At 74.2% G+C, this 21,949-nt stretch carries 8 protein-coding genes (1 of these 8 running past the window's edge); 7 read left to right on the plus strand and 1 reads right to left on the minus strand.

The features are described from left to right. The 7 genes from GL259_RS39010 to GL259_RS30185 form a co-directional block, all read left to right on the plus strand. Positions 1-6,039: the 3' portion of a non-ribosomal peptide synthetase gene (locus GL259_RS39010; protein ID WP_279578637.1), read on the plus strand. It extends 2,247 nt beyond the left edge of the window; only the last 6,039 of its 8,286 coding nucleotides appear in the window; its start codon lies off the left edge, out of view; it ends in the stop codon at positions 6,037-6,039. Further along, entirely contained in the window at positions 5,940-12,131 is a 6,192-nt protein-coding gene (locus GL259_RS30160) for a non-ribosomal peptide synthetase (protein ID WP_279578654.1), read from the plus strand. Before GL259_RS39010 ends, GL259_RS30160 begins: the two co-directional genes overlap by 100 nt. Next, complete coding sequence (locus tag GL259_RS30165; RefSeq protein WP_159536432.1) at positions 12,128-16,099, plus strand: non-ribosomal peptide synthetase; 3,972 nt, start codon at positions 12,128-12,130, stop codon at positions 16,097-16,099. Before GL259_RS30160 ends, GL259_RS30165 begins: the two co-directional genes overlap by 4 nt. A 61-nt stretch (positions 16,100-16,160) precedes the next feature. Continuing rightward, on the plus strand, positions 16,161-17,432 hold the full coding sequence (locus tag GL259_RS30170; protein ID WP_159536433.1) for a cytochrome P450: 1,272 nt from the start codon (positions 16,161-16,163) through the stop codon (positions 17,430-17,432). A 67-nt stretch (positions 17,433-17,499) separates the two neighbouring features. Then, positions 17,500-18,075, plus strand: a complete 576-nt coding sequence (locus GL259_RS30175; RefSeq protein WP_159536434.1) for a DUF3995 domain-containing protein — start codon at positions 17,500-17,502, stop codon at positions 18,073-18,075. Continuing rightward, complete coding sequence (locus GL259_RS30180; protein ID WP_159536435.1) at positions 18,072-19,028, plus strand: ATP-binding cassette domain-containing protein; 957 nt, start codon at positions 18,072-18,074, stop codon at positions 19,026-19,028. Before GL259_RS30175 ends, GL259_RS30180 begins: the two co-directional genes overlap by 4 nt. After that, complete coding sequence (locus GL259_RS30185; RefSeq protein WP_159536436.1) at positions 19,025-19,813, plus strand: ABC transporter permease; 789 nt, start codon at positions 19,025-19,027, stop codon at positions 19,811-19,813. The genes GL259_RS30180 and GL259_RS30185 overlap by 4 nt, the downstream gene beginning before the upstream one ends. A 141-nt stretch (positions 19,814-19,954) precedes the next feature. On the opposite strand, the gene GL259_RS30190 is transcribed toward GL259_RS30185, so the two are convergent. Next, the gene (locus tag GL259_RS30190) at positions 19,955-21,940 is read right to left on the minus strand and encodes an AarF/UbiB family protein (RefSeq protein ID WP_159536437.1); all 1,986 of its coding nucleotides are present in this window, start codon (positions 21,938-21,940) and stop codon (positions 19,955-19,957) included. Positions 21,941-21,949 lie beyond the last annotated feature (9 nt).

Genomic DNA, 21,949 nt, shown 5'->3' on the forward strand with positions numbered 1-21,949 from the left:
ACCGTCGTGGCGACGATCAGCGCCCCGCTCACGGCCGGTGCCGGCACGGCGCCTCCGATCGGCGCCCCCATCGACGACACCCGGGTGTACGTGCTGGACGCGGCGCTGCGGCCGGTCGCCCCGGGGGTGGCGGGGGAGCTCTATCTCGCGGGCGAGCAGCTGGCCCGCGGTTACCTGGGGCGCCCGGCGCTGACCGCCGAGCGGTTCACCGCCTGCCCCTACGGCGGCCCGGGTGCCCGCATGTACCGCACCGGCGACCTGGTGCGGTCCGCCGAGGACGGGACCCTGGAGTACCTGGGGCGGGCCGACGACCAGGTGAAGCTGCGGGGCTTCCGGATCGAGCTCGGCGAGATCGAGGCCGCGCTCACCGACTGCGCGCAGGTCGGCCGGTCCGTCGTCCTGGTCCGCGAGGACCGGCCCGGCGACAAGCGACTCGTCGCCTACACCGTCCCCCGCGACGTCCAGGGCCCGCCGGTCGACCCCCGGGCGCTGCGCGACCAGCTGTCCGCCAGGCTCCCCGAGTACATGGTGCCGTCGGCGTTCGTCGTGCTCGACGAACTCCCGCTCACCGCCAACGGCAAGCTCGACCGCAAGGCGCTGCCCGCGCCCGAGGAGCCGGCCGGCGGCACCGGCCGCGCCCCGCGCACACCGCAGGAGGAGATCCTCTGCGGCCTGTTCGCCGAGATCCTCGGCCGCCCGTCCGTCGGCGTGGACGACAGCTTCTTCGACCTCGGCGGCCACTCCCTCCAGGCCACCCGCCTGGTCAGCCGGGTGCGGTCCGCGTTCGACGCCGAGCTGCCGCTGCGCAGCCTCTTCGAGTCGGCCACCCCGGCCGGGCTCGCCGCCCTCCTCCAGCGGTCCGCGGACGGCCGGCCGGCCCTGGAGCCCCGGCCGCGGCCGGCCGAGATCCCGCTCTCCTTCGCCCAGCGGCGCCTGTGGTTCCTCGGCCGCTTCGACAACACCGGTGCGGGCTACAACATCCCGCTCGTCCTGCAGCTCGACGGCGAACTGGACCGCACCGCCCTGGCCGAGGCCCTGGCCGACGTCACCGCACGGCACGAGAGCCTGCGCACCGTCTTCGCCGAGACCGACGGCCGGCCCCACCAGGTCGTCCTCGACCCGGCCCCGGCCGCTCCGCTCCTCCCGGTCGCCGCCACCGACGACGACATCGACGACCGGCTCGCCGAGGCGGCCTCCCTCCCGTTCGACCTGGCGGCCGAGACGCCGCTGCGGGTCACCCTCTTCGCCCTCGGTGAGCGGCGACACGTCCTGCTGCTCCTGCTGCACCACATCGCCGGTGACGGCTGGTCGCTCGCACCGCTCGCCCGCGACCTGTCCACCGCCTACGCCGCCCGCCGGTCCGGCGCGGCCCCCGCGTGGGAGCCGCTGCCGGTGCAGTACGCCGACTACAGCCTCTGGCAGCACGAGCTCTTCGGCAGCGAGGACGACGAGGACAGCGTCGGCGCGCGTCAGGTCGCCCACTGGAAGCAGGCCCTGGCCGGCCTGCCGCAGGAGCTGGCGCTGCCCACGGACCGTCCGCGCCCCGCGCAGGCGAGCCTGGAGGGCGACGTCGTCTCCTTCTCGCTCAGCCCGAAGCTGCACCGCAGGCTCGTCCAGCTGTCCCGCGACAGCCGCTGCAGCCTCTTCATGGTTCTCCAGGCGGGCCTCGCGGCCCTGCTGGACCGGCTCGGCTGCGGCGAGGACATCCCCATCGGCACCGCCGTCGCGGGCCGCACGGACGAAGCCCTCGACGACCTCGTCGGTTTCTTCGTCAACAACCTGGTGCTGCGCACCGACACCTCCGGCGACCCGACGTTCCGCGAACTGCTGGGCCGGGTCCGCGAGACGGACCTCACCGCCTACGCCCACCAGGACGTCTCCTTCGACCGGCTCGTGGAGGTCCTCAACCCGGAGCGTTCCCTCGCCCGGCACCCGCTGTTCCAGGTGATGCTCACGCTGCAGAACACCGAACGGGCCACCCTGGAGCTTCCCGGCCTGAGCGTCGAGCCCCGCGCGGCGCGGACCGGCTCGGCCCGTTTCGACCTCGCGCTGGAACTGGGCGAGAAGCGCGGCGCCGACGGCAGCCACGACGGGCTCGACGGCATCGTCGAGTACAGCACCGACCTGTTCGACCGGGCCACGGTCGAGAAGTTCACCTCCCGGTTCGTCCGGCTGCTGGAGGCCGTCGCCGCGGACGCGGACCGCACCATCGGCCGGATCGACGTCCTCGGCCCGGTCGAGCGTCACGAACTCCTCGTGCGCCGCAACGACACCCGTCACGAGGTGCCCGACACCACCCTGAACGCCCTCCTGGCCGAACAGGCGGCCCGCACCCCGGACGCGCCGGCCCTCGTCTTCGAGGACACCACCCTCACCTACGCCGAACTCGACGCCCGCGCCAACCGCCTGGCCCGCCGCCTGGCCGCCGAGGGCGCCGGGCCGGAGCGGACCGTGGCCGTCGCGGTGCCGCGCTCTCCCGAGCTCGTCGTCGCGCTGCTCGCCGTCCTCAGGGCCGGGGCCGCCTACCTGCCCGTCGACCCGGACTACCCGGCCGACCGCATCGGCCATCTGCTCACCGAGGCGCGCCCCGCCCTGCTGCTCACGGTCGCGGCGGCCGGGCTCCCGGAGCTCCCGGACCTCCGCACCCCCCGCCTGGCCCTGGACGACGCGGAACTGACCGCCGAACTCCGGTCCCTCGACGCCGCACCGCTGCCGGACACCGCCCGTCCCGGCAACCCGGCGTACGTCATCTACACCTCCGGTTCCACCGGCCGCCCCAAGGGCGTGCCCGTGCCGCACCGCGGCATCGTCAACCGGCTGCTGTGGATGCAGGACCGCTACGGGCTGCGCGCCGACGACCGGGTGCTCCAGAAGACGCCGTCCGGCTTCGACGTGTCGGTGTGGGAGTTCTTCTGGCCGCTGATCACCGGCGCCACCCTGGTCCTGGCCCGTCCCGAGGGCCACCGGGACCCGGTCTACCTGGCCGGGCTGATCCGCGCCGAACGGATCACCACGCTGCACTTCGTGCCGTCCATGCTCCAGGCGTTCCTCGCCGAGCCGGCCGCGGCCGGGTGCGGGGCGTCCCTCCGCCGGGTGATCTGCAGCGGCGAGGCCCTCACCGGCGACCAGCGCTCCCGCTTCTTCGAACTGTTCGACGCCGAGCTGCACAACCTCTACGGCCCGACCGAGGCGTCCGTCGACGTCACCCACTGGACCTGCGACCCCTCCGAGGGGACCCGCGCCGTCCCGATCGGCCACCCGGTGTGGAACACCCGGGTGTACGTGCTGGACGCGGCGCTGCGGCCGGTCGCCCCGGGGGTGGCGGGGGAGCTCTATCTCGCGGGCGAGCAGCTGGCCCGCGGTTACCTGGGGCGCCCGGCGCTGACCGCCGAGCGGTTCACCGCCTGCCCCTACGGGGGTCCGGGCACCCGCATGTACCGCACCGGGGACCTGGTGCGGTGGAACTCCGAGGGGGCCCTGGAGTACCTGGGGCGGGCCGACGACCAGGTGAAGCTGCGGGGCTTCCGGATCGAGCTCGGTGAGATCGAGTCGGTCCTGGTGTCCCATCCCGGCGTCGCCCGGGCGGCGGTCCTGGTCCGTGAGGACCGGCCCGGTGACAGGCGGCTGGTGGCCTACACCGTGTCCGGTGGCGGGCCGGTTCCGGACGCCGGTGTGCTGCGCGGGCACCTGGCGGCCGCGCTGCCCGCGTACATGGTGCCGTCGGCGTTCGTCGCCCTGGACGCCCTGCCGCTCACCCCCAACGGCAAACTCGACCGCAAGGCCCTGCCCGCCCCCGAGGCACGGACCGGGGAACCCGGCCGCGCCCCCGCCACCGAGCAGGAGGCCCTGCTGTGCCGCCTGTTCGGGGAGGTCCTCGGACTCGACGCCCCGGCCGGGGCCGACGACAGCTTCTTCGACCTGGGCGGCCACTCCCTGCTGGGCACCCGCCTGATCAGCCGGATCCGTACCGAGGCCGACGTCGAACTGCCCATCCGGGCCCTCTTCGAGACACCCACCCCGGCGGGACTCGCCCCGCTGCTCGGCGACGCCCGCCCGGCCCGCCGGGCCCTGTCCCGGGCACCGCGCCCCGAGCACCTGCCCGTCTCGTACGCGCAGCAGCGGCTGTGGTTCCTCAGCCGGCTGGACGACGCGCAGGCCGCCACGTACAACCTGCCGGTCGCGGTGCGGCTCACCGGCGTGCTCGACCCCGTCGCGCTGGCCGCGGCCCTGCACGACGTGGTCGGCCGCCACGAGGCGCTGCGCACCGTCTTCCGCGAGATCGGCGGCAGCCCGGTCCAGGTCGTCCTGGACGACGCCGCACCCGGGCTGAACGTCGTCGAGGTCCCCGAGAAGGACCTGCGGGCGGCGCTCGGCGCGACCGCGGCGCGCGGTTTCGACATCTCCACCGACCTGCCGCTGCGGGCGACGCTGTTCCGGCTCGGCGAGCGGGAGCACGTGCTGCTGCTCGTCCTGCACCACATCGCCGCCGACGGGTGGTCCATGGGTCCGCTGGCGCATGACCTGTCGGTGGCGTACGCGGCGCGGTGCCGTGGTGAGGCGCCGTCGTGGGGCGAACTGCCGGTGCAGTACGCGGACTACGCGCTGTGGCAGCGGGAGGTGCTGGGCAGCGAGGACGACCCGGAGAGCCTGGTCTCGGGTCAGCTGGCCTTCTGGCGCGAGGCGCTGGCGGGCATCCCGGAGGAGCTGCCGCTGCCGGTGGACCGGCCGCGTCCGGTGCACTCCTCGTACCGCGGTGACGTGGTGCCCTTCGCGCTGGACGCGCAGGTGCACGCGGGGCTGGCGGGGCTGGCGCGGGAGTCCGGCGCGAGCCTGTTCATGGTGTTGCAGGCCGCGGTCGCGGTGTGGCTGGGCAAGCTGGGCGCCGGCACGGACGTGCCGCTGGGCACCCCGGTGGCGGGGCGGACCGACAGCGCGCTGGACGACCTCGTGGGGTTCTTCGTCAACACGCTGGTGCTGCGCACCGACACCTCCGGCGACCCGACGTTCCGCGAACTGCTGGGCCGGGTCCGCGAGAGGGACCTGGAGGCCTACGCCCACCAGGACATCCCCTTCGAGCGTCTGGTGGACCTGGTGGGCCCGGAGCGCTCCCTGTCCCGCCACCCCCTCTTCCAGGTCATGCTCACCCTGCAGAACGCGGGGGCGGGCGACCTCGACCTGCCCGGTCTGACCGTGCGGAACGAGGACGCCGACACGGGCGCCGCCAAGTTCGACCTCTCCCTGACCTTCGGTGAGCGGTCGGTGGGGGAGGGGGCTCCGGCCGGGCTGGAGGGGTTCGTGGACTTCGCCGTGGACCTGTTCGACCGGGCCACGGTGGAGACCTTCGTGGAGCGGCTGGAGCGGGTGCTGCGGGCCGTGGTGGCCGATCCGGACGCGCCGGTGGGCGCGGTGGACGTGCTGTCCGCGGCCGAACGCGCCCAGATCCTCACCACCTGGAACGACACCACCGCGCCGGTCCTCACCGGCACCCTGCCGGAGCTGTTCCAGGCGCAGGCCGCCCGCACCCCCTCGCGCACCGCCCTGCTCTGCGCGGACGGGGAGAGCCTCACCTACCGCGAGCTCAACGAGCGGGCCAACCGCCTCGCCCACCTCCTGATCGGCCACGGCGCGGGACCCGAACGCGTCGTCGCCCTGGTCCTGCCCCGCTCGGTGGAGCTCTTCGTGGCGGAACTGGCGGTCCTCAAGGCCGGTGCCGCGTTCCTGCCCGTCGACCCGGCCCACCCGGCCGACCGCATCGCCTACACCCTCGACGACGCCGACCCCGTCCTCGTCCTCACCCACGACCTGTCCCCCTCCCGCCCACCACCGGCACACGCACAGTTCTGCACATCGGAGACCTCCCCCTCGGCCATCACCCCGCCAGTGATCCGACGGATGGGGAGCGGTTGTCGCCGCTGGAGGCCGCGCATCCGGCCTATGTCATCTACACCTCCGGTTCCACCGGCCGCCCGAAGGGGGTGGTGGTCGCCCACACCGGTGTGGGCAACCTCGCCTCCGCCCAGATCGACCGCTTCGCGCTGAGCGGTGACAGCCGGCTGCTGCAGTTCGCCTCGCCCAGCTTCGACGCCTCCGTCTCGGAGGTCTTCACCGCCTGGCTGTCCGGCGCCACCCTGGTCACCGCCGCCGCGGACCGGCTGCGCCCGGGCCCCGACCTGGCCCGCACCGTGAGCGACCTGCGCGTCACCCACGCCACGATCCCCCCGGTCGCCCTGGCCGCGATGCACCCCGCCGACCTGCCCGGCCTGACCACCCTCGTCGTCGCCGGCGAGGCCGTCCCCGCCCGGGTGGTGCGGGACTGGGCACCCGGCCGGCGCATGATCAACGCCTACGGACCCACCGAGACCACCGTGTGCGCCACCATGAGCACCCCGCTCACCGGCACCCGGCCCGGCCCCGTCCCCATCGGCGGCCCCCTCACCAACACCCGCGCCTACGTCCTGGACCCGGCACTGCGCCCGGTCGCCCCCGGCGTCACCGGCGAGCTCTACGTGGCCGGCACCGGCCTGGCCCGCGGCTACCTGGACCGCCCCGGCCTGACCGCCGAGCGCTTCGTCGCCTGCCCGTTCGGGGCGCCGGGGGAGCGGATGTACCGCACCGGCGACCTGGTGCGCTGGACCCCCGACGGCGACCTCGAATACCTCGGACGCACCGACGACCAGGTCAAACTGCGCGGCTACCGCATCGAACCCGCAGAGATCGAGGCCGCCCTGCGCGCTCTCGACGGCGTCCGCCAGGCCGCCGTCACCGTCCGCGAGGACCGCCCCGGCGACCGCCGCCTGGTCGCCTACACCGTCCCCGACCCCGACACCGACCTCGAACCGGGCCTCCTGCGCGACCGGCTGCGCACCACCCTGCCCGACCACATGATCCCGGCCGCCGTCGTCGTCCTCGACGCCCTCCCCCTCACCGTCCACGGCAAACTCGACCGCACCGCACTCCCCGCACCCGCCTACGGCCGGACCCCGGGCACGGGACGGGCGCCCTCCGGGCCCGTGGAGGCATCGCTGTGCGCGATCTTCGCCGAGGTGCTCGGGGTGGAGTCCGTCGGCGTCGACGACGGCTTCTTCGACCTCGGAGGCCACTCCCTGCTGGCCACCCGTCTCGCGAGCCGGGTCCGGGAGGAGCTCGGCGTGGAGCTGCCGGTGCGCAGCGTCTTCGAGCACCCGACCGTGGCCGAACTCGTCCGGCGGCTCGGTCCGGCGTCCGGGGTCCGCCCCGCGGTGCGCGCGGTCGAACGCCCCGCGGAGATCCCGCTCTCCTTCGCCCAGCGCAGACTGTGGTTCCTCGGTCATCTCGAGGGGCCGAGCACGGCGTACAACATCCCGCTGGCGCTGAGCCTGACCGGCGACCTGGACCGGGCGGCCCTCGCCGCCGCGCTGCGTGACGTGGTCGACCGGCACGAGAGCCTGCGGACCGTCTTCCCCGACACCGACGGGCGCCCGCGCCAGTCGGTGCTGGAGACCTCCGCCGTCGGCGTCGAGCTGCCGGTGACCGAGGTCACCGAGGCCGAACTGCCCGCCGCGCTGAGCGCCGCGGCCGGCCACGTCTTCGACCTGACGACGGACGTGCCGCTGAAGGCGGACCTCTTCGCCCTCGCCCCCGACCGGCACGTGCTCCACCTGCTGGTGCACCACATCGCCGCCGACGGCGCCTCGCTGGCGCCGCTGGCCAGGGACCTGTCCACCGCCTACGCGGCGCGCCGCCGGGCCCGGACCCCCGACTGGGAGCCCCTGCGGGTGCAGTACGCGGACTTCACGCTGTGGCAGCGGGAGGTGCTGGGCAGCGAGGACGACCCGGACAGCATGATCTCGGCCCAGCTCGAGCACTGGCGCACCGCGCTCGCGGACCTCCCCGAGGAGCTGGCGCTGCCGGCCGACCGGCCGAGGCCCCAGCGTTCGTCCCACCGCGGCGGTCTGGTCCCGCTGGAGCTCGACGCCGAGCTGCACACCCGGATCGCGGCGCTGGCACGCCGCACCGGCACCAGCGTGTTCATGGTCCTCCAGGCGGCCACCGCCGCGCTGCTCACCAAGATGGGCGCCGGCACCGACGTCCCGATCGGCACGCCGGTCGCCGGGCGGACCGACGGCGCCCTCGACGACCTCGTGGGCTTCTTCGTCAACACGCTGGTGCTGCGCACCGACACCTCCGGCAACCCGACCTTCCGGGAGCTGCTGGCCCGGGTCCGGGACACCGACCTGGCCGCCTACGCCCACCAGGACGTCCCGTTCGAGCGGCTCGTGGAGGTCCTGAACCCGGAGCGCTCGGCGGCCCGGCACCCGTTGTTCCAGGTCAACCTGACCTTCCACAACCAGGCCTCTCCCGCGGACGGCCTGGACCTGCCCGGGCTGACCTTCGGCGGTCACCCGGTCGAGCACCACGTCGCCAAGTACGACCTGGCGCTGAGCCTCACCGAGCAGCGGACCCCGGAGGGCTCGGCCGCCGGGATCACGGGCGCGCTGGAGTTCGCCGTCGACCTCTTCGACGAGGCCACGGCCGACAGCCTCGCCACGCGCTTCGTCCGGCTGCTGTCCGCGTGGGCCGAGGAGCCCGACCGGGCGCTCGCCGACGTGGACGTCCTGGACGCGGCCGAGTGGGACGCCGTTCTCGCCGGTGCCGTCGGGGCGGTGGGTGAGGCGGGTGCCGGTGGTGTGTCGCTGGCGGGGTTGTTCGAGGCGCGGGCGGCCGCGGCGCCGGGGGCGGTGGCGGTGGTGTGCGGTGACCGGTCGGTCTCCTACGGGGAGTTGAACGCTTCCGCGAACCGGTTGGCGCGCCGGCTGGTGGCGGGGGGTGCGGGGCCGGGCCGGTTCGTGGGGCTGGCGCTGCCGAGGTCGGTGGAGCTGGTGACCGCGCTGCTGGCGGTGGTGAAGTCGGGTGCGGCGTACGTGCCGATGGATCCGGACTATCCGGCGGAGCGGCTGGCGCACATGGTGGCGGACTCCGCTCCGGTGCTGGTGGTGACCGCCTCGGGGGTGGATCTGTCGGGGGTGGACTGCGGCGGCGCGTCGGTGGTGGTGCTGGACGCCCCGGACGTCACGGCGGAGGTCGACGGCCTGCCGGGCGGCGACCTGTCGGACGCCGAGCGCGGTGGTGTGCTGTGCGGTGGTTCGGCGGCGTACGTCATCTACACGTCCGGTTCGACGGGCCGTCCGAAGGGGGTGGTGGTGCCGCACGGCAACGTGGTGCGGCTGTTCTCCGCCACCGAGGACCGGTTCGGGTTCGGGCCGGACGATGTGTGGACGCTGTTCCACAGCTACGCGTTCGACTTCTCGGTGTGGGAGGTGTGGGGTCCGCTGCTGCACGGCGGGCGGCTGGTGGTGGTGCCGTTCGAGGTGTCGCGCTCTCCGGAGGAGTTCCTGGAGCTGCTGGTGGCGGAGGGGGTGACGGTGCTCAACCAGACGCCGTCGGCCTTCTACCAGCTGATGCGGGTGGAGGGGGAGCGTCCGGACCTGGGCGCTCGGTTGTCCCTGCGGTACGTGGTCTTCGGTGGTGAGGCGCTGGATTTGTGGCGGCTGGAGGAGTGGTACGGCCGTCATGCGGAGGACGCCCCCCGGCTGGTGAACATGTACGGGATCACCGAGACCACCGTCCACGTCACCCACCGGGACCTGGACGCCGCCGGGTCCGCCTCGGCGACGGCCAGCCTCATCGGCCGGCCGATCCCCGACCTGCGGGTCCACGTCCTCGACGCCTTCCTCGCACCGGTCCCCACCGGGATCGTCGGCGAGATGTACGTGTCGGGCGCGGGCCTGGCCCGCGGCTACCTCGGCCGGCACGCCCTGACCGCCGAGCGCTTCGTCGCCGACCCGTACGGCCCGCCCGGCACCCGCATGTACCGCACCGGCGACCTGGCCCGCCGCAACGCGGACGGCGAGCTGGAGTACGTCGGCCGCGCCGACCACCAGGTCAAGATCCGCGGCTTCCGCATCGAGCTCGGCGAGATCGAGGCCTGCCTCGCGGCGCATCCGCAGGCCGGTCAGGTCGCCGTCGTCGTGCGCGAGGACCGCCCGGGCGAGCGCAGGCTCGTCGGGTACGTCGTCCCGCGGGCCCGGGACGAGGCCGTGGAGCCGGAGGACCTGCGCAAGCACCTCCGTACGCAACTGCCCGAGTACATGGTGCCGTCGGCGTTCGTGACGCTGCCGCACCTGCCGCTGACCGCCAACGGCAAGCTCGACCGCAAGGCGCTGCCCGCCCCCGATCTCGCCGCGGCCGCGGGAGGCCGCGCGGCGCGGACCGAGCGCGAGGAACTGCTCTGCGGACTGTTCGCCGAGGTCCTCGGACTGCCCTGCGTCGGCGTCGACGACGGCTTCTTCGACCTGGGCGGCGACTCCATCGTCTCCATCCAGCTCGTCGCCCGCGCCCGCAAGGCCGGACTGCTCCTGACCCCGCGCGACGTCTTCGAGCACAAGACGGTCGAGGCGCTGGCCGGTGTCGCCGCCGCCGTCGACCGCACGGCCGAGGACGGCCCGGACGCCGGGATCGGGACGGTGGGGGCGACGCCGATCGTCCGCTGGCTGGAGGAGCGGGGCGGGCCCGTCGACCGCTTCAACCAGTCGATGCTGCTCCAGGTGCCCGCGGGCGCGTCCGCCGAGCACCTGACGGGCGCGCTGCAGACGCTGCTGGACCACCACGACATGCTGCGGGCGCGGCTGACGCGCGGCGCCGACGGCTGGTCGCTGGAGGTCCCGGACCGCGGCACGGCCGACGCGGCCGCCCTACTGCACCGGGTCGCGCTGCCGGCCGGACCGGTCCGGGCCGGGACGCTCGCCGAGGCGCTGGAGGAACACGCCACCGCGGCGTGGGACCGGCTGTCGCCCGAGGACGGCGTCATGGTCCAGGCGGTCTGGTTCGACGCCGGCCCGGACCACCCGGGACGGCTGCTGCTGATCGCCCACCACCTCGTGGTCGACGGCGTCTCCTGGCGTGTCGTCACCCCCGACCTGGCCGCGGCGTACCGGGCCCTGGCCGACGGCGGGAAGCCGGAGCCCGAACCGGTGCCCACGTCCTTCCGCACCTGGGCCCGCCTGCTGAACGAGGAGGCCCTGAGGCCCGAACGCGTCGCCGACCTGAGCCGCTGGACGACGATGCTGGCCGACGGCGAACCGCTGCTCGGCGAGCGTCCGCTCGACCCGGCGCGCGACACCCAGGCGACCGCGCGCACCCTCACCCTGTCCCTCGCGCGCGAGCACACCGAACCGCTGCTGACCTCCGTCGTCTCCGCGTTCCACGCCGGGGTGAACGACGTGCTGCTGACCGGCTTCGCGCTGGCCGTCGCCGAGTGGCAGGAGAGGCGGGGCCGGCACACCCGGGGCGTCCTGGTGGACCTCGAGGGCCACGGCAGGACCGCACCGGGCGGCGACGCCGCCCGCGACCTGTCGCGCACGGTCGGCTGGTTCACCGGTCTCCACCCGGTGCGGCTGGAGACCGGCCACCAGGACTGGGAGCGGCTCACCGCCACCGGCTCGGGCGCGGGCAGGGTCCTCAAGCGGATCAAGGAGCAGTTGCGTGCGGTGCCCGACAACGGGCTCGGATACGGGCTGCTGCGCTACCTCAACCCGGACACCCGTCCCGTCCTCGCCGCACTCGCCCCTCCGCAGATCGGGTTCAACTACCTGGGCCGGCTCGGCGGGGGCGGCGACACGGCCGGGGCCGCGGACTGGGGCCCGGCCCCCGAGTCCGGCGGGCTCGGCGGCGGCTGCGACGACGCCATGCCGCTGGCGCACCCGCTGGAGGTCAACGCCCTCACCCAGGACGGCCCCGGGGGTCCGCAGCTCGTGGCCACCTGGACCTGGGCCGGGGAACTGCTCGGCGAGGAGGACGTGGCCGCGCTGGCCGAGGGGTGGTTCCGCATGCTGCGGATGCTCGCCGAGCACGCGGCCGCTCCGGAGGCCGGCGGCTGGACGCCGTCCGACCTGCCGCTGGTGTCCCTGAGCCAGCACGACATCGACGGGCTCGACGACGACCTCGACGACCTCGACGAGTACCTCGAGGACGACAGCGACGACGACACCGGCGGTTCCGGCGCGTCCGGCGCTCTCCAGGACCGGCGGGACCCGCACGACCAGCACGACACAAACGACGACGCCGAGGCCGGCGCCGACTGGAGGAACCGATGAGCAAGCCGGCGATCGAGGACGTGCTCCCGCTGTCCCCGCTGCAGGAGGGGCTGCTGTTCCACGCGCTGCTCGACGAGCAGGAGATGGACGTCTACACGGTGCAGCTGGTGCTGGAGCTGACCGGCCTGGTGGACACCGAGCGGATGACGGCCGCCGTGGCCGCGCTCGTCGCCCGGCACACCAGCCTGCGCGCCGGCTTCCGGCACGAGGGCCTGGAGCGCCCGGTGCAGGTCGTCCGCAGCCGGGTCCGGCCGCCCTACCGGGAGGTCGACCTCGGCGGGCTGCCGCAGGACGCGCGGCCCGCCGCGCTGGAACGGGCGCTCGCCGAGGACCGCGCGCGCCGCTTCGACCTGAACCGGCCGCCGCTGGTGCGCTTCACCCTGGTGCGCCTCGGCGAGCGCGAGCACCGGCTCGTGGTGAGCAACCACCACATCCTGCTGGACGGCTGGTCCACGCCGCTGCTGGTCGGCGAGCTCTTCACGCTGTACCGGCAGCACGGCGACCCGTCCGGCATGCCGCACGTGACGCCGTACCGCGACTACCTGGCATGGGTGGCCAAGCAGGACCGGGCACGGAGCGAGCAGGCCTGGCGGGAGGTGCTCGGCGACGTCTGCGAGCCCACCCTGCTGGCCCCCGCGGACCCGAACCGCCGGCCGGTCCGGCCGCGCCATCACACGCTGGACCTGTCCGAGGAGTTCACCTCGGCGCTGGCGGCCCGCACCCGCGGGAGCGGTCTGACGCTGAACACCGTCCTGCAGGGGGTGTGGGGGCTGCTGCTGGGCCGGCTCACCGGCCGCGACGACGTCGTCTTCGGCGGCACGGTCTCCGGGCGCCCGCCGGAGCTGCCCGGTGTCGAGCACATGATCGGGCTGTTCATCAACACCCTGCCGGTGCGGGTCACCCTCGACCCCGCCGAGTCGCTCGCCGGGCTCCTGGCCCGGCTGCAGAAGCAGCAGTCCGCCCTCATGGACCACCAGCAGCTGAGCCTGACCGACATCCAGTCCCTCGGCGGCTGGAAGGAGGGCGTCGGCGAGCTGTTCGACACGCTCACCGTGACGGAGAACTACCCCGTCGACCCCTCCGCGCTGGCGGCCGGGCACCCGGCCGACCCGGACGAACTGCGGGTCACCGGGCTGGTGGGGGAGGACGCCAACCACTACCCGATGAGCCTCGCGGCCGTCCCCGGCCCCCGGCTGCACCTGCGGCTGAGCTACCGGCCCGACCTGTTCTCCGAGGAGACCGTGCGGCTGATGGGCGGGCGCATCGAGGCGCTGCTGCGGGCCGTGGTCGAGGATCCGGAGCAGGCCGTCGGCCGGCTGGACGTCGTCTCCGGCGACGAGCACCGGCGGCTCGTCGGCGAGTGGGGCCGCGGCGGCGACGGCCCGCGGCCCCGCACCTTCCCCGACCTCTTCGAGGAGCGGGTCCGCAGCACCCCGGACGCCGACGCCGTCGTCGCGCCGGGGGTCCTGCTCGGCTACGCCGAACTGAACGAGCGGGCCAACCGGCTCGCCCGGCTGCTGGCCGCGCGCGGGGCCGGGCCGGAGAGGATCGTCGCCCTGCTGCTGCCCCGGTCGGTGGACATCGTGGTGGCACAGCTCGCGGTGCTCAAGTCCGGAGCCGCCTACCTGCCGGTGGACCCGTCCTACCCGGCCGAGCGCATCGCGTTCATGCTCGACGACGCGGCTCCGGCACTCGCCGTCACCGCCGGTGACGTCACCGTGCCGGAGGGCACGCTGCCGGCCGGGCTCGCGGTGCTGCGGCTGGACGACCCGGCCGTCACCGGGGAGCTCGCCCGGCTCCCGGCCCACGACCTGACCGACTCCGACCGCACCGCCGCGCTGCTGCCCGCGCATCCCGCGTACGTCATCCACACCTCCGGCTCCACCGGCAGGCCCAAGGGCGTGCTGGTGCAGCACACCGGGCTCGCGGCGTTCTCCGCCGCGGTGGCCGAGGGGTTCGCCGTGGACGGCACCGCCCGGGTGCTGCAGTTCGCCTCGCCGAGCTTCGACGCCTCGGTGCTGGAACTGTGCTCCGCGCTGCCGGCCGGAGCCGCGCTCGTGGTGCCCCCGCCCGGCCCGCTCGGCGACGAGGCCCTCGCCGAGGTGCTGCGCGAGCAGCGGGTGACCCATGCCCTGGTGCCGCCGGCGGCGCTCGCCACCGTGCCCGTGGAAGGGCTGCCCGACTTCCGCTCCCTGGTCGTCGGCGGCGACGCCACCGGCGCCGAACTCGTGGACCGCTGGGCGCCCGGCCGCCGCATGGTCAACGCCTACGGCCCCACCGAATCCACCGTGGCGGCGACGCTCAGCGAGCCCCTGGCCGCGGGCGGGGGCACCCCGCCCATCGGCCGGCCGGTCCGCGGCACCCGGGTCTACGTGCTGGGCGACACGCTGCGCCCCGTGCCCGTCGGCGTACCGGGCGAGCTGTACGTGGCCGGGGACGGCCTGGCCCGCGGCTACCTGGGCCGTGCGGCGCTGACCGCCGAACGGTTCACCGCCTGCCCGTACGGCGGGCCCGGCGAGCGGATGTACCGCACCGGGGACCTGGTGCGCTGGACCGAGGACGGCACCCTGGAGTACCTCGGCCGCGCCGACGACCAGGTGAAGATCCGCGGCTTCCGCGTCGAACCCGGCGAGATCGAGTCGGCGCTCGCCGCGCTCCCCGGTGTGGGCCGGGCGGTGGCGGTGGTGCGGGAGGACGCCGGCGGCGACCGGATGATCGTGGCCTACGTCGTCCCGGCGGACCCGCGGGGACCGGCCGGCCCGCTGGAGCCGGCCGTGCTGCGGGACGGCCTGGCCGGCACGCTCCCCGAGTACATGGTGCCCTCCGCGTTCGTACGGCTGGACGAGGTCCCGCTGATGCCGAACGGGAAGCTGGACCGCAAGGCGCTGCCCGACCCCGAGTTCACCGGGTCCCTGGGCAGCGGCGCTCCCCGCACTCCCGAGGAGGAGGTGCTCTGCGGTCTGTTCGCCGAGGTGCTCTCGCTGCCCCGGGTCGGCGTCGACGACAACTTCTTCGACCTCGGCGGGCACTCGCTGCTCGCGACCCGGGTGATCAGCCGGGCGCGGGCCGCGTTCGGCGTGCGCCTCTCGGTGCGCAGCCTGCTGGAGAACCCGACCGTGGCCGCGCTGGCCGCCGAACTCACCGCCGGCTCCGACCACGACCCGTTCGACGTGCTGCTGCCCCTGCGGCCCGGCGGCTCGAAGCCGGGCGTGTTCTGCCTGCACCCCGGGGCCGGCATCGGCTGGGGCTACTCGGGCCTGCTGCGGCACATCCCGGCCGACCACCCGATCTACGCGCTCCAGGCCCGGGGGCTCGCCCGCGACGAGGAACTGCCCTCCTCCATCCAGGAGATGGCCGACGACTACCTCGACCGGATCCGCGGCGTCCAGCCGTCCGGCCCCTACCACCTGGTGGGCTGGTCCCTCGGCGGGATCCTCGCGCACATGATCGCCACCCGGCTCCAGGAGGCCGGCGAGCAGGTCGGTGTGCTGGCCGTGCTGGACACCGACCCGGACATCCCCGCCGAGGAGCACGCGGGCCTCGCGTACGACGAGCAGGACGTGCTGGCCACGCTGCTGGACCTCAGCGGCCGGTCGGCGGACCGGGACCCGGCCGAACCGCTGGAGTACGAGCGGGTGATGGAGGTCCTGCGGGCGGGGGACAGCGCACTGGCCGGACTGGAAAAGCGTCATATCGGCGCGCTCGCCCGTGTTGGCACCAACATGTCGAGGAGCATCATCCACCCCTACAGCCCTGGTCTACTGGGCGTCGTCCGTGGCGATGTCATGCTGACCGTCGCAGGCCGGGACCACGCCTCCCCGCAGGCGATGGCCGCGGCGTGGCAGCCCTTCGTGGAGGGGCGGGTCGACATCCAGGTCGTCGACTGCGGGCACAACGAGCTGACCCGGCCGGGTCCCATCGGCGAGATCGGCAGGGCACTCGCAGCGCAGCTGCGCGAGCTCCGGTGAACCACCGGAGCACCACCGTACCGACGACCCGCCACAGCGCACCCACTTGGAGCAAGCCCCTATGACCAGCGCCACCGCGACGGCACCGGGCGGAGCCGACGTCGAGGACCGTGAGCTCGACAGCTTCGACCTGACCGACCCCGGGACCTATCAGACGACCGACGTCCACGCCATGTGGCGCCGGTTCCGCAGCGAGCGCCCGGTGCACCGCCACCCGGCGACCGCGGCCGGACCCGAGTTCTGGGTCCTGTCCCGGTACGACGACGTCATGAAGGTGTACAAGGACGACGACAACTTCACCTCCGAGCGGGGGAACCTGCTGGTCACGCTGTTGCACGGCAGTGACTCGGCGGCCGGCAAGATGCTCGCGGTCACCGACGGCCCGCGGCACGCGGCGATCCGCAAGCTGATGCTCAAGTCGTTCTCGCCGCGCGCCCTGCGGCACATCTCGGAGCAGGTCGTGCAGCGCACCCGCACGCTCCTCAAGGACGCGGTGGAACGGGGCGAGGCGGACTTCGCGCGGGACGTCGCCGAGCACATCCCGATCGCCACCATCTGCGACCTGCTGGGCGTCCCCGAGTCGGACCGCGCCTTCCTGCTCGGCCTCAACAAGGAGGCGCTCAGCTCCAGCACGGCGGACACCAGCGCCGAGGACTCCTGGCTCGCCCGCAACGAGATCCTGCTGTACTTCGGCGAGCTGGCCGAGGAGCGCAGGAGGAACCCGGTCGACGACGTCATCAGCGTGCTGGCCACCGGCCGGATCGACGGGAAGCCGCTGGACGAGGACGAGATCGTCCTGAACTGCTACAGCCTGATCATCGGCGGCGACGAGACCAGCCGGCTGTCGATGATCGGCGGGGTGCGGGCGCTGATGCGCCACCCGGAGCAGTGGAACGCCCTGAAGCGGGGCGAGGTGACGGTGGAGAGCGCCGTGGAGGAGGTGCTGCGCTGGACGACCCCCGGCATGCACTTCGGCCGCCGGGCGCTGCGGGACGTCGAGGTCGGGGGGCAGCGGATCGCCGCCGACGACATCGTCACCCTGTGGAACACCTCCGCCAACCGGGACGAGGCCGTCTTCGACGCCCCGGACACGTTCGACCTGGCGCGCACCCCCAACAAGCACGTGTCGTTCGGCTACGGGCCGCACTTCTGCCTCGGTGCCTTCCTCGGCCGCGTCGAGATCAACGCCATGCTCGACGGGCTGCGGACCGTGGTGGACCGCGTCGAGCCCAACGGCCCGGTGAAGCCGGTGTTCTCCAACTTCCTCAGCGGTCTGGAGAGCCTGCCCGTCCGCTTCGAGGCGGACCGCGAAGGACTCGCCCGGTGGAGCTGAGGGCCGCCCGCTTCGCCCCCGGGGCCCGAAGAGCCCCCGGGTCCCGAAGAGAAGGAAAAGGAATCTGATGTCGAAGGCACGAGTGGATGCCGGCCCGGCGTCCGCGGTCCCGGTCTCCCGGTGGGAGCGGGCCGTCGGCCACTGCGCGGTGTTCGCCGGGCTCGCCTACGCCCTGCCGCACCTGTGGTGGGGGATGGGCGTCATGTTCGCCTACCCCGACACCCCCGAGTCGGTGCCGGACGTGGCCTGGCAGCGCATGATCGCCTTCTGGGGCATGGGGGCGGCCGCCGCGCTCGCCGCCCTCGCGACCACCGCCCTCTTCCGGCCCTGGGGGGACCTCTTCCCCCGGTGGCTGCGCGTCGGGGCGGCCCTGACCGGCGGCACCGGGCTCGCGCTGTGGGGCCTCGGCTACGGCTACCTGCGGTTCTTCGTCGCCGTGGGCCGGGTGGAGCCCAGCCCGGAGGTGGCCGCCTCCTTCGGCCCCTGGAACTTCTACTGGTATCCCGTGTTCTTCGTCTGGGGCGCGTCGCTGGCACTCGCCGCCCTCCATCTGCGCCGCCGACCGTCCGCCCCCGGGACCGGCGTCCCGCGGCCGGACGAGCGGACCCGGCGGGCCCCGTCAACCACCGAGGTGAACCCGTGACGAACGCCATCGAGGCCGAGGGCCTCCGCAAGAGCTACAAGGGACACGAGGCGCTGAGCGGGGTGTCCCTCTCCGTGCCCGAGGGGACGGTCCTCGGACTGCTCGGCCCCAACGGTGCGGGCAAGACCACCACCGTCCGCATCCTGGCCACCCTGCTCCGGCCCGAGGAGGGCCGGGCGACGGTCGCCGGCTTCGACGCCGTGAAGCAGCCCAAGGAGGTACGCCGCCGGATCGGCCTCACCGGCCAGTACGCGGCCCTCGACGAACGGCTCACCGGCCGCGAGAACCTGCGGCTCATCGGCACCCTGCTGCACCTGGGCAAGCGCCGGTCGCACCGGAAGGCGGACGAACTGCTGGAGCGGTTCGAACTCTCCGACGCCGCCGGCCGGGTGGTGCGGACGTACTCCGGCGGCATGCGCAGGCGGCTGGACCTGGCGGCCAGCCTGATGGTCGACCCGCCGGTCCTCTTCCTCGACGAGCCGACCACCGGACTCGACCCCAGCAGCCGGGTCGTCCTGTGGGGGATGATCCGCGAGCAGGTGGCCAAGGGCGTCACCGTCCTGCTGACCACCCAGTACCTGGAGGAGGCCGACCAGCTCGCCGACCGCATCGTGGTGATCGACTCCGGCAGGGTCATCGCCGACGGCACCGCCGACCAGCTGAAGCAGAAGGTCGGCACCGAGCGCCTCGAGGTCTCCGCGCTCGCCGCCGGGAACACCCCCCGGGTGGTCGCCGCGATCGGCGCCCGGCTCGCGGCCACCCCGGCCGTCTCCGAGGACGGCCGCACCGTGTCGGTGCCGCTGCCCGACGGCATGGCCGGGGTCGCCGCCGCGGCCGCGGCGGTGGAGGAACTCGGCATCGAAGTGGCGGAGTTCGCCGTCCGGCGTCCTTCGCTCGACGACGTCTTCATGACGCTGACCGGCCAGACGGCCAAGGAGAAGGAATCGGCGTGACCGAGACACTGAGTGACGTACGGGCCCTGGTGGGCCGTCACTTCCGGCACATCTACCGCATACCCGAGCAGCTGATCAGCGTCACCATCATGCCGATCGCCTTCGTGCTGATCTTCGGCATGCTCTTCGGCAGCGCCATGAAGGTGGAGGGCGGCAGCTACCAGGAGTACATCATGGCCGGCATCTTCATCCAGGTGATGATGGCCAACATCTCCCAGACGGCCCTCGGCGTCGTCGGGGACCTGGGCAACGGCCTGGTGGACCGCTTCCGTTCGCTGCCGATCTCCCGCTCCGCGGTGCTGATCGGCCGTACCACCGCGGACATGGCGCTCGCCGCCTGGTCGTGCGTGCTGATGGCGGGCGTCGGCTGGCTCATCGGCTGGCGCATCCACAACGGGCTGCCCAAGGCCCTCGCGGCGTTCGGGCTGCTGCTCCTGCTCGGTTTCGCCATGTCGTGGCTCGGCGCGCTGCTCGGTCTGGCGCTGCGCAGCACCGAATCGGTCAACGCCCTGGCGTTCATGGCGATGATGCCGCTGGTGTTCCTGTCCAACGCGTTCGTCCCGCCGGACGGGCTGCCGGCCTGGCTGCGGGTCGTCGCCGAGTGGAACCCGGTCAGCATGGTGGTCACCGCCTGCCGGCAGCTCTTCGGCAACCCCACGGTGGGCGTCGGCACGGGACTGCCGGCCGAGCACCCCGTCGCGATGTCGCTGCTCCTGATCGGCGGCATCCTCGCCGTGGTCATCCCGCTGTCCGGCCGCGCCTACAGCACGGCGACGGCCCGCTGAGGACCCCCGCACCACGGAGGGCCCGCGCCCGCGGGGTGGTCCACGCGGTTCGCCCGGCCGGGTTCCCCCGGCCGGGCGAACCGCGTGTGCGGCCGTACCGGCGGCCCTCCGGCGCGCACGGACGGCGCCGGTGACCGGGCGTCAGCGGCGGCCCCGGGAGAGCGAGAACAGGACGCGCAGCGTCAGCACCGAGGCGACGAGCAGCAGATTGCACCCGAGCACCTCGAACAGTCCTGCCGACGGGGTGATCTCCGGCCCGCCGGGCGTCCGCAGCAGCATCACCCCGACCACCCCGGCCGCGCCGCCGCTGAAGGCCAGCAGCACGTCGTGGACGACGCCCCGGACGAAGTCCCGGTCGCGTTCGTCGGCCAGCACCCGGACGTTCACGCTCAGCCGTCCCTGCTCCAGGGCCTCCGTGATGCGGTCCACCCGGCGCGGCAGCCGGCGCAGCACCGGCAGCAGCGCGAGCAACTCGCCCGCGGCGGACCGTCCGAGGCTCCCCGGTGCCAGCTTCCGCCGGACCTGGGAGGCCGCGAACCGGCGGGCCTCGGCGATGATGTCGTAGCCGGGGACCAGCCGGTCCAGGGACGCCTCCAGCGTCGACAGGGAACGGAACACGGCGGCGATCTCACCGGGCACGACCAGCCCGTACCTGGTCACCAGCAGGAACAGCGCGGCGAACATCTCCCGGTCCGGCCGGGTCCCCGGAACCAGGTGCCGGGCCATGAACCGGCCCAGTTCGCGGGCCAGCCGGTTCTCGTCGGCCGGTTCCGGCCGGTGCTCCACCAGCTCCAGCAGCGCGTCGCACAGGGCCTGCTGGTCGTTGCGGTGGATCGCGACCAGCAGGTCGCGCAGCGCGGAACGGAGCACCCGGTCGATGCGCCCGGCGCATCCGAAGTCGAGCAGTCCCAGCCGCCCGTCGTCCAGCAGCAGGATGTTGCCCGGATGCGGATCGGCGTGGAAGACGCCGTCGGTCATGATCTGCGCGAGGAAGCAGTCCAGCAGGGCTCCGGCGAGCGCCGTCCGGTCGTGTCCGCGTGCGTCGGCGGCCTCGGCGGCCTTGTCGAGCGGCACCCCGTCCAGCCAGTCCACCACCAGGACGCGGGAGGTGGTCAGGGCGTCGTGGACGGCGGGGATCCGCACGGCCGGGAGCGGGGCGGTGCCCTCCGGCGGGTGCTGTGCGGAGTCGGCCTCCCGGGCGGCGGCCATCTCCCGGGTGTTGCGGGCCTCGGTGCGGAAGTCGAGTTCCTCCCTGAGGGAGGCGGCGAAGCCCAGGACCAGGCCGGTGACCCCGATGGAGCGGCCCCACGCGGTGCGCTCGCCGGTCCTGCGGGCGACCCGCAGGAGGATGTCCAGATCGCGTTCCACCACCTGGCGGGCCCGGGGGCGCTGCACCTTGACGGCGACCGCCCGGCCGTCCCGCAGCCGCGCCCGGTGCACCTGGGCGACGGAGCCGGCCGCCACCGGCACGGTGTCGAACGCGGCGAACACCTCGCCCGGCGGGGCTCCCAGCTCCTCGGTGAGCACCTGCTCGATGCCCTCCCAGGGCTCCGCGGCCACCGCGCACTGGAGCAGGCCCAGTTCCTCGATGAACTCGGCGGGCAGCAGGTCGTAGCGGGTGGAGAGCACCTGGCCGAGCTTGACGAAGGTGGTGCCCGCCTCCTCCAGGGCCAGCCGGAGGGCGCGGGCGTGCTCCGCCCGCGCCGCGCCGGTCGCCGGGCCGGTCAGGCCGGACAGCCGAGGGAGCCGGCCCAGCCCGTGCCGGAGGGCGATCCGGCTGAGCTCCGTGAAGCGCTGGGTGCGCGCCACCCGGCGCCTCACGGCCCGGGGCCAGCGGACGATGCCGCCGACCGACCCGCTGGGCACCACCGCCTCGGACAGGGCCAGGAACGTCATGGCGGCCAGCAGGGCGCAGCCCACCGGGACGGTCGCCAGCACGGTGCCCGCCGCGGCGGGCCCCATCGCGGAACTCACCAGTCCGGTGGTGAGCAGGCCGGTGCACCCGGTGAGCAGGGAGCGCAGCACGCCGATCCGGAGACCGAGCAGCCTGCGCGCCCCGGCACCGAGGACGACCAGGCCGAGGGCGATGGTGCCCACGGCGGTCAGGACGACGACGAACGCGGTCACCGTGACGAG

The organism is Streptomyces sp. Tu 3180 (genome assembly GCF_009852415.1).
GTDB lineage: Bacteria > Actinomycetota > Actinomycetes > Streptomycetales > Streptomycetaceae > Streptomyces.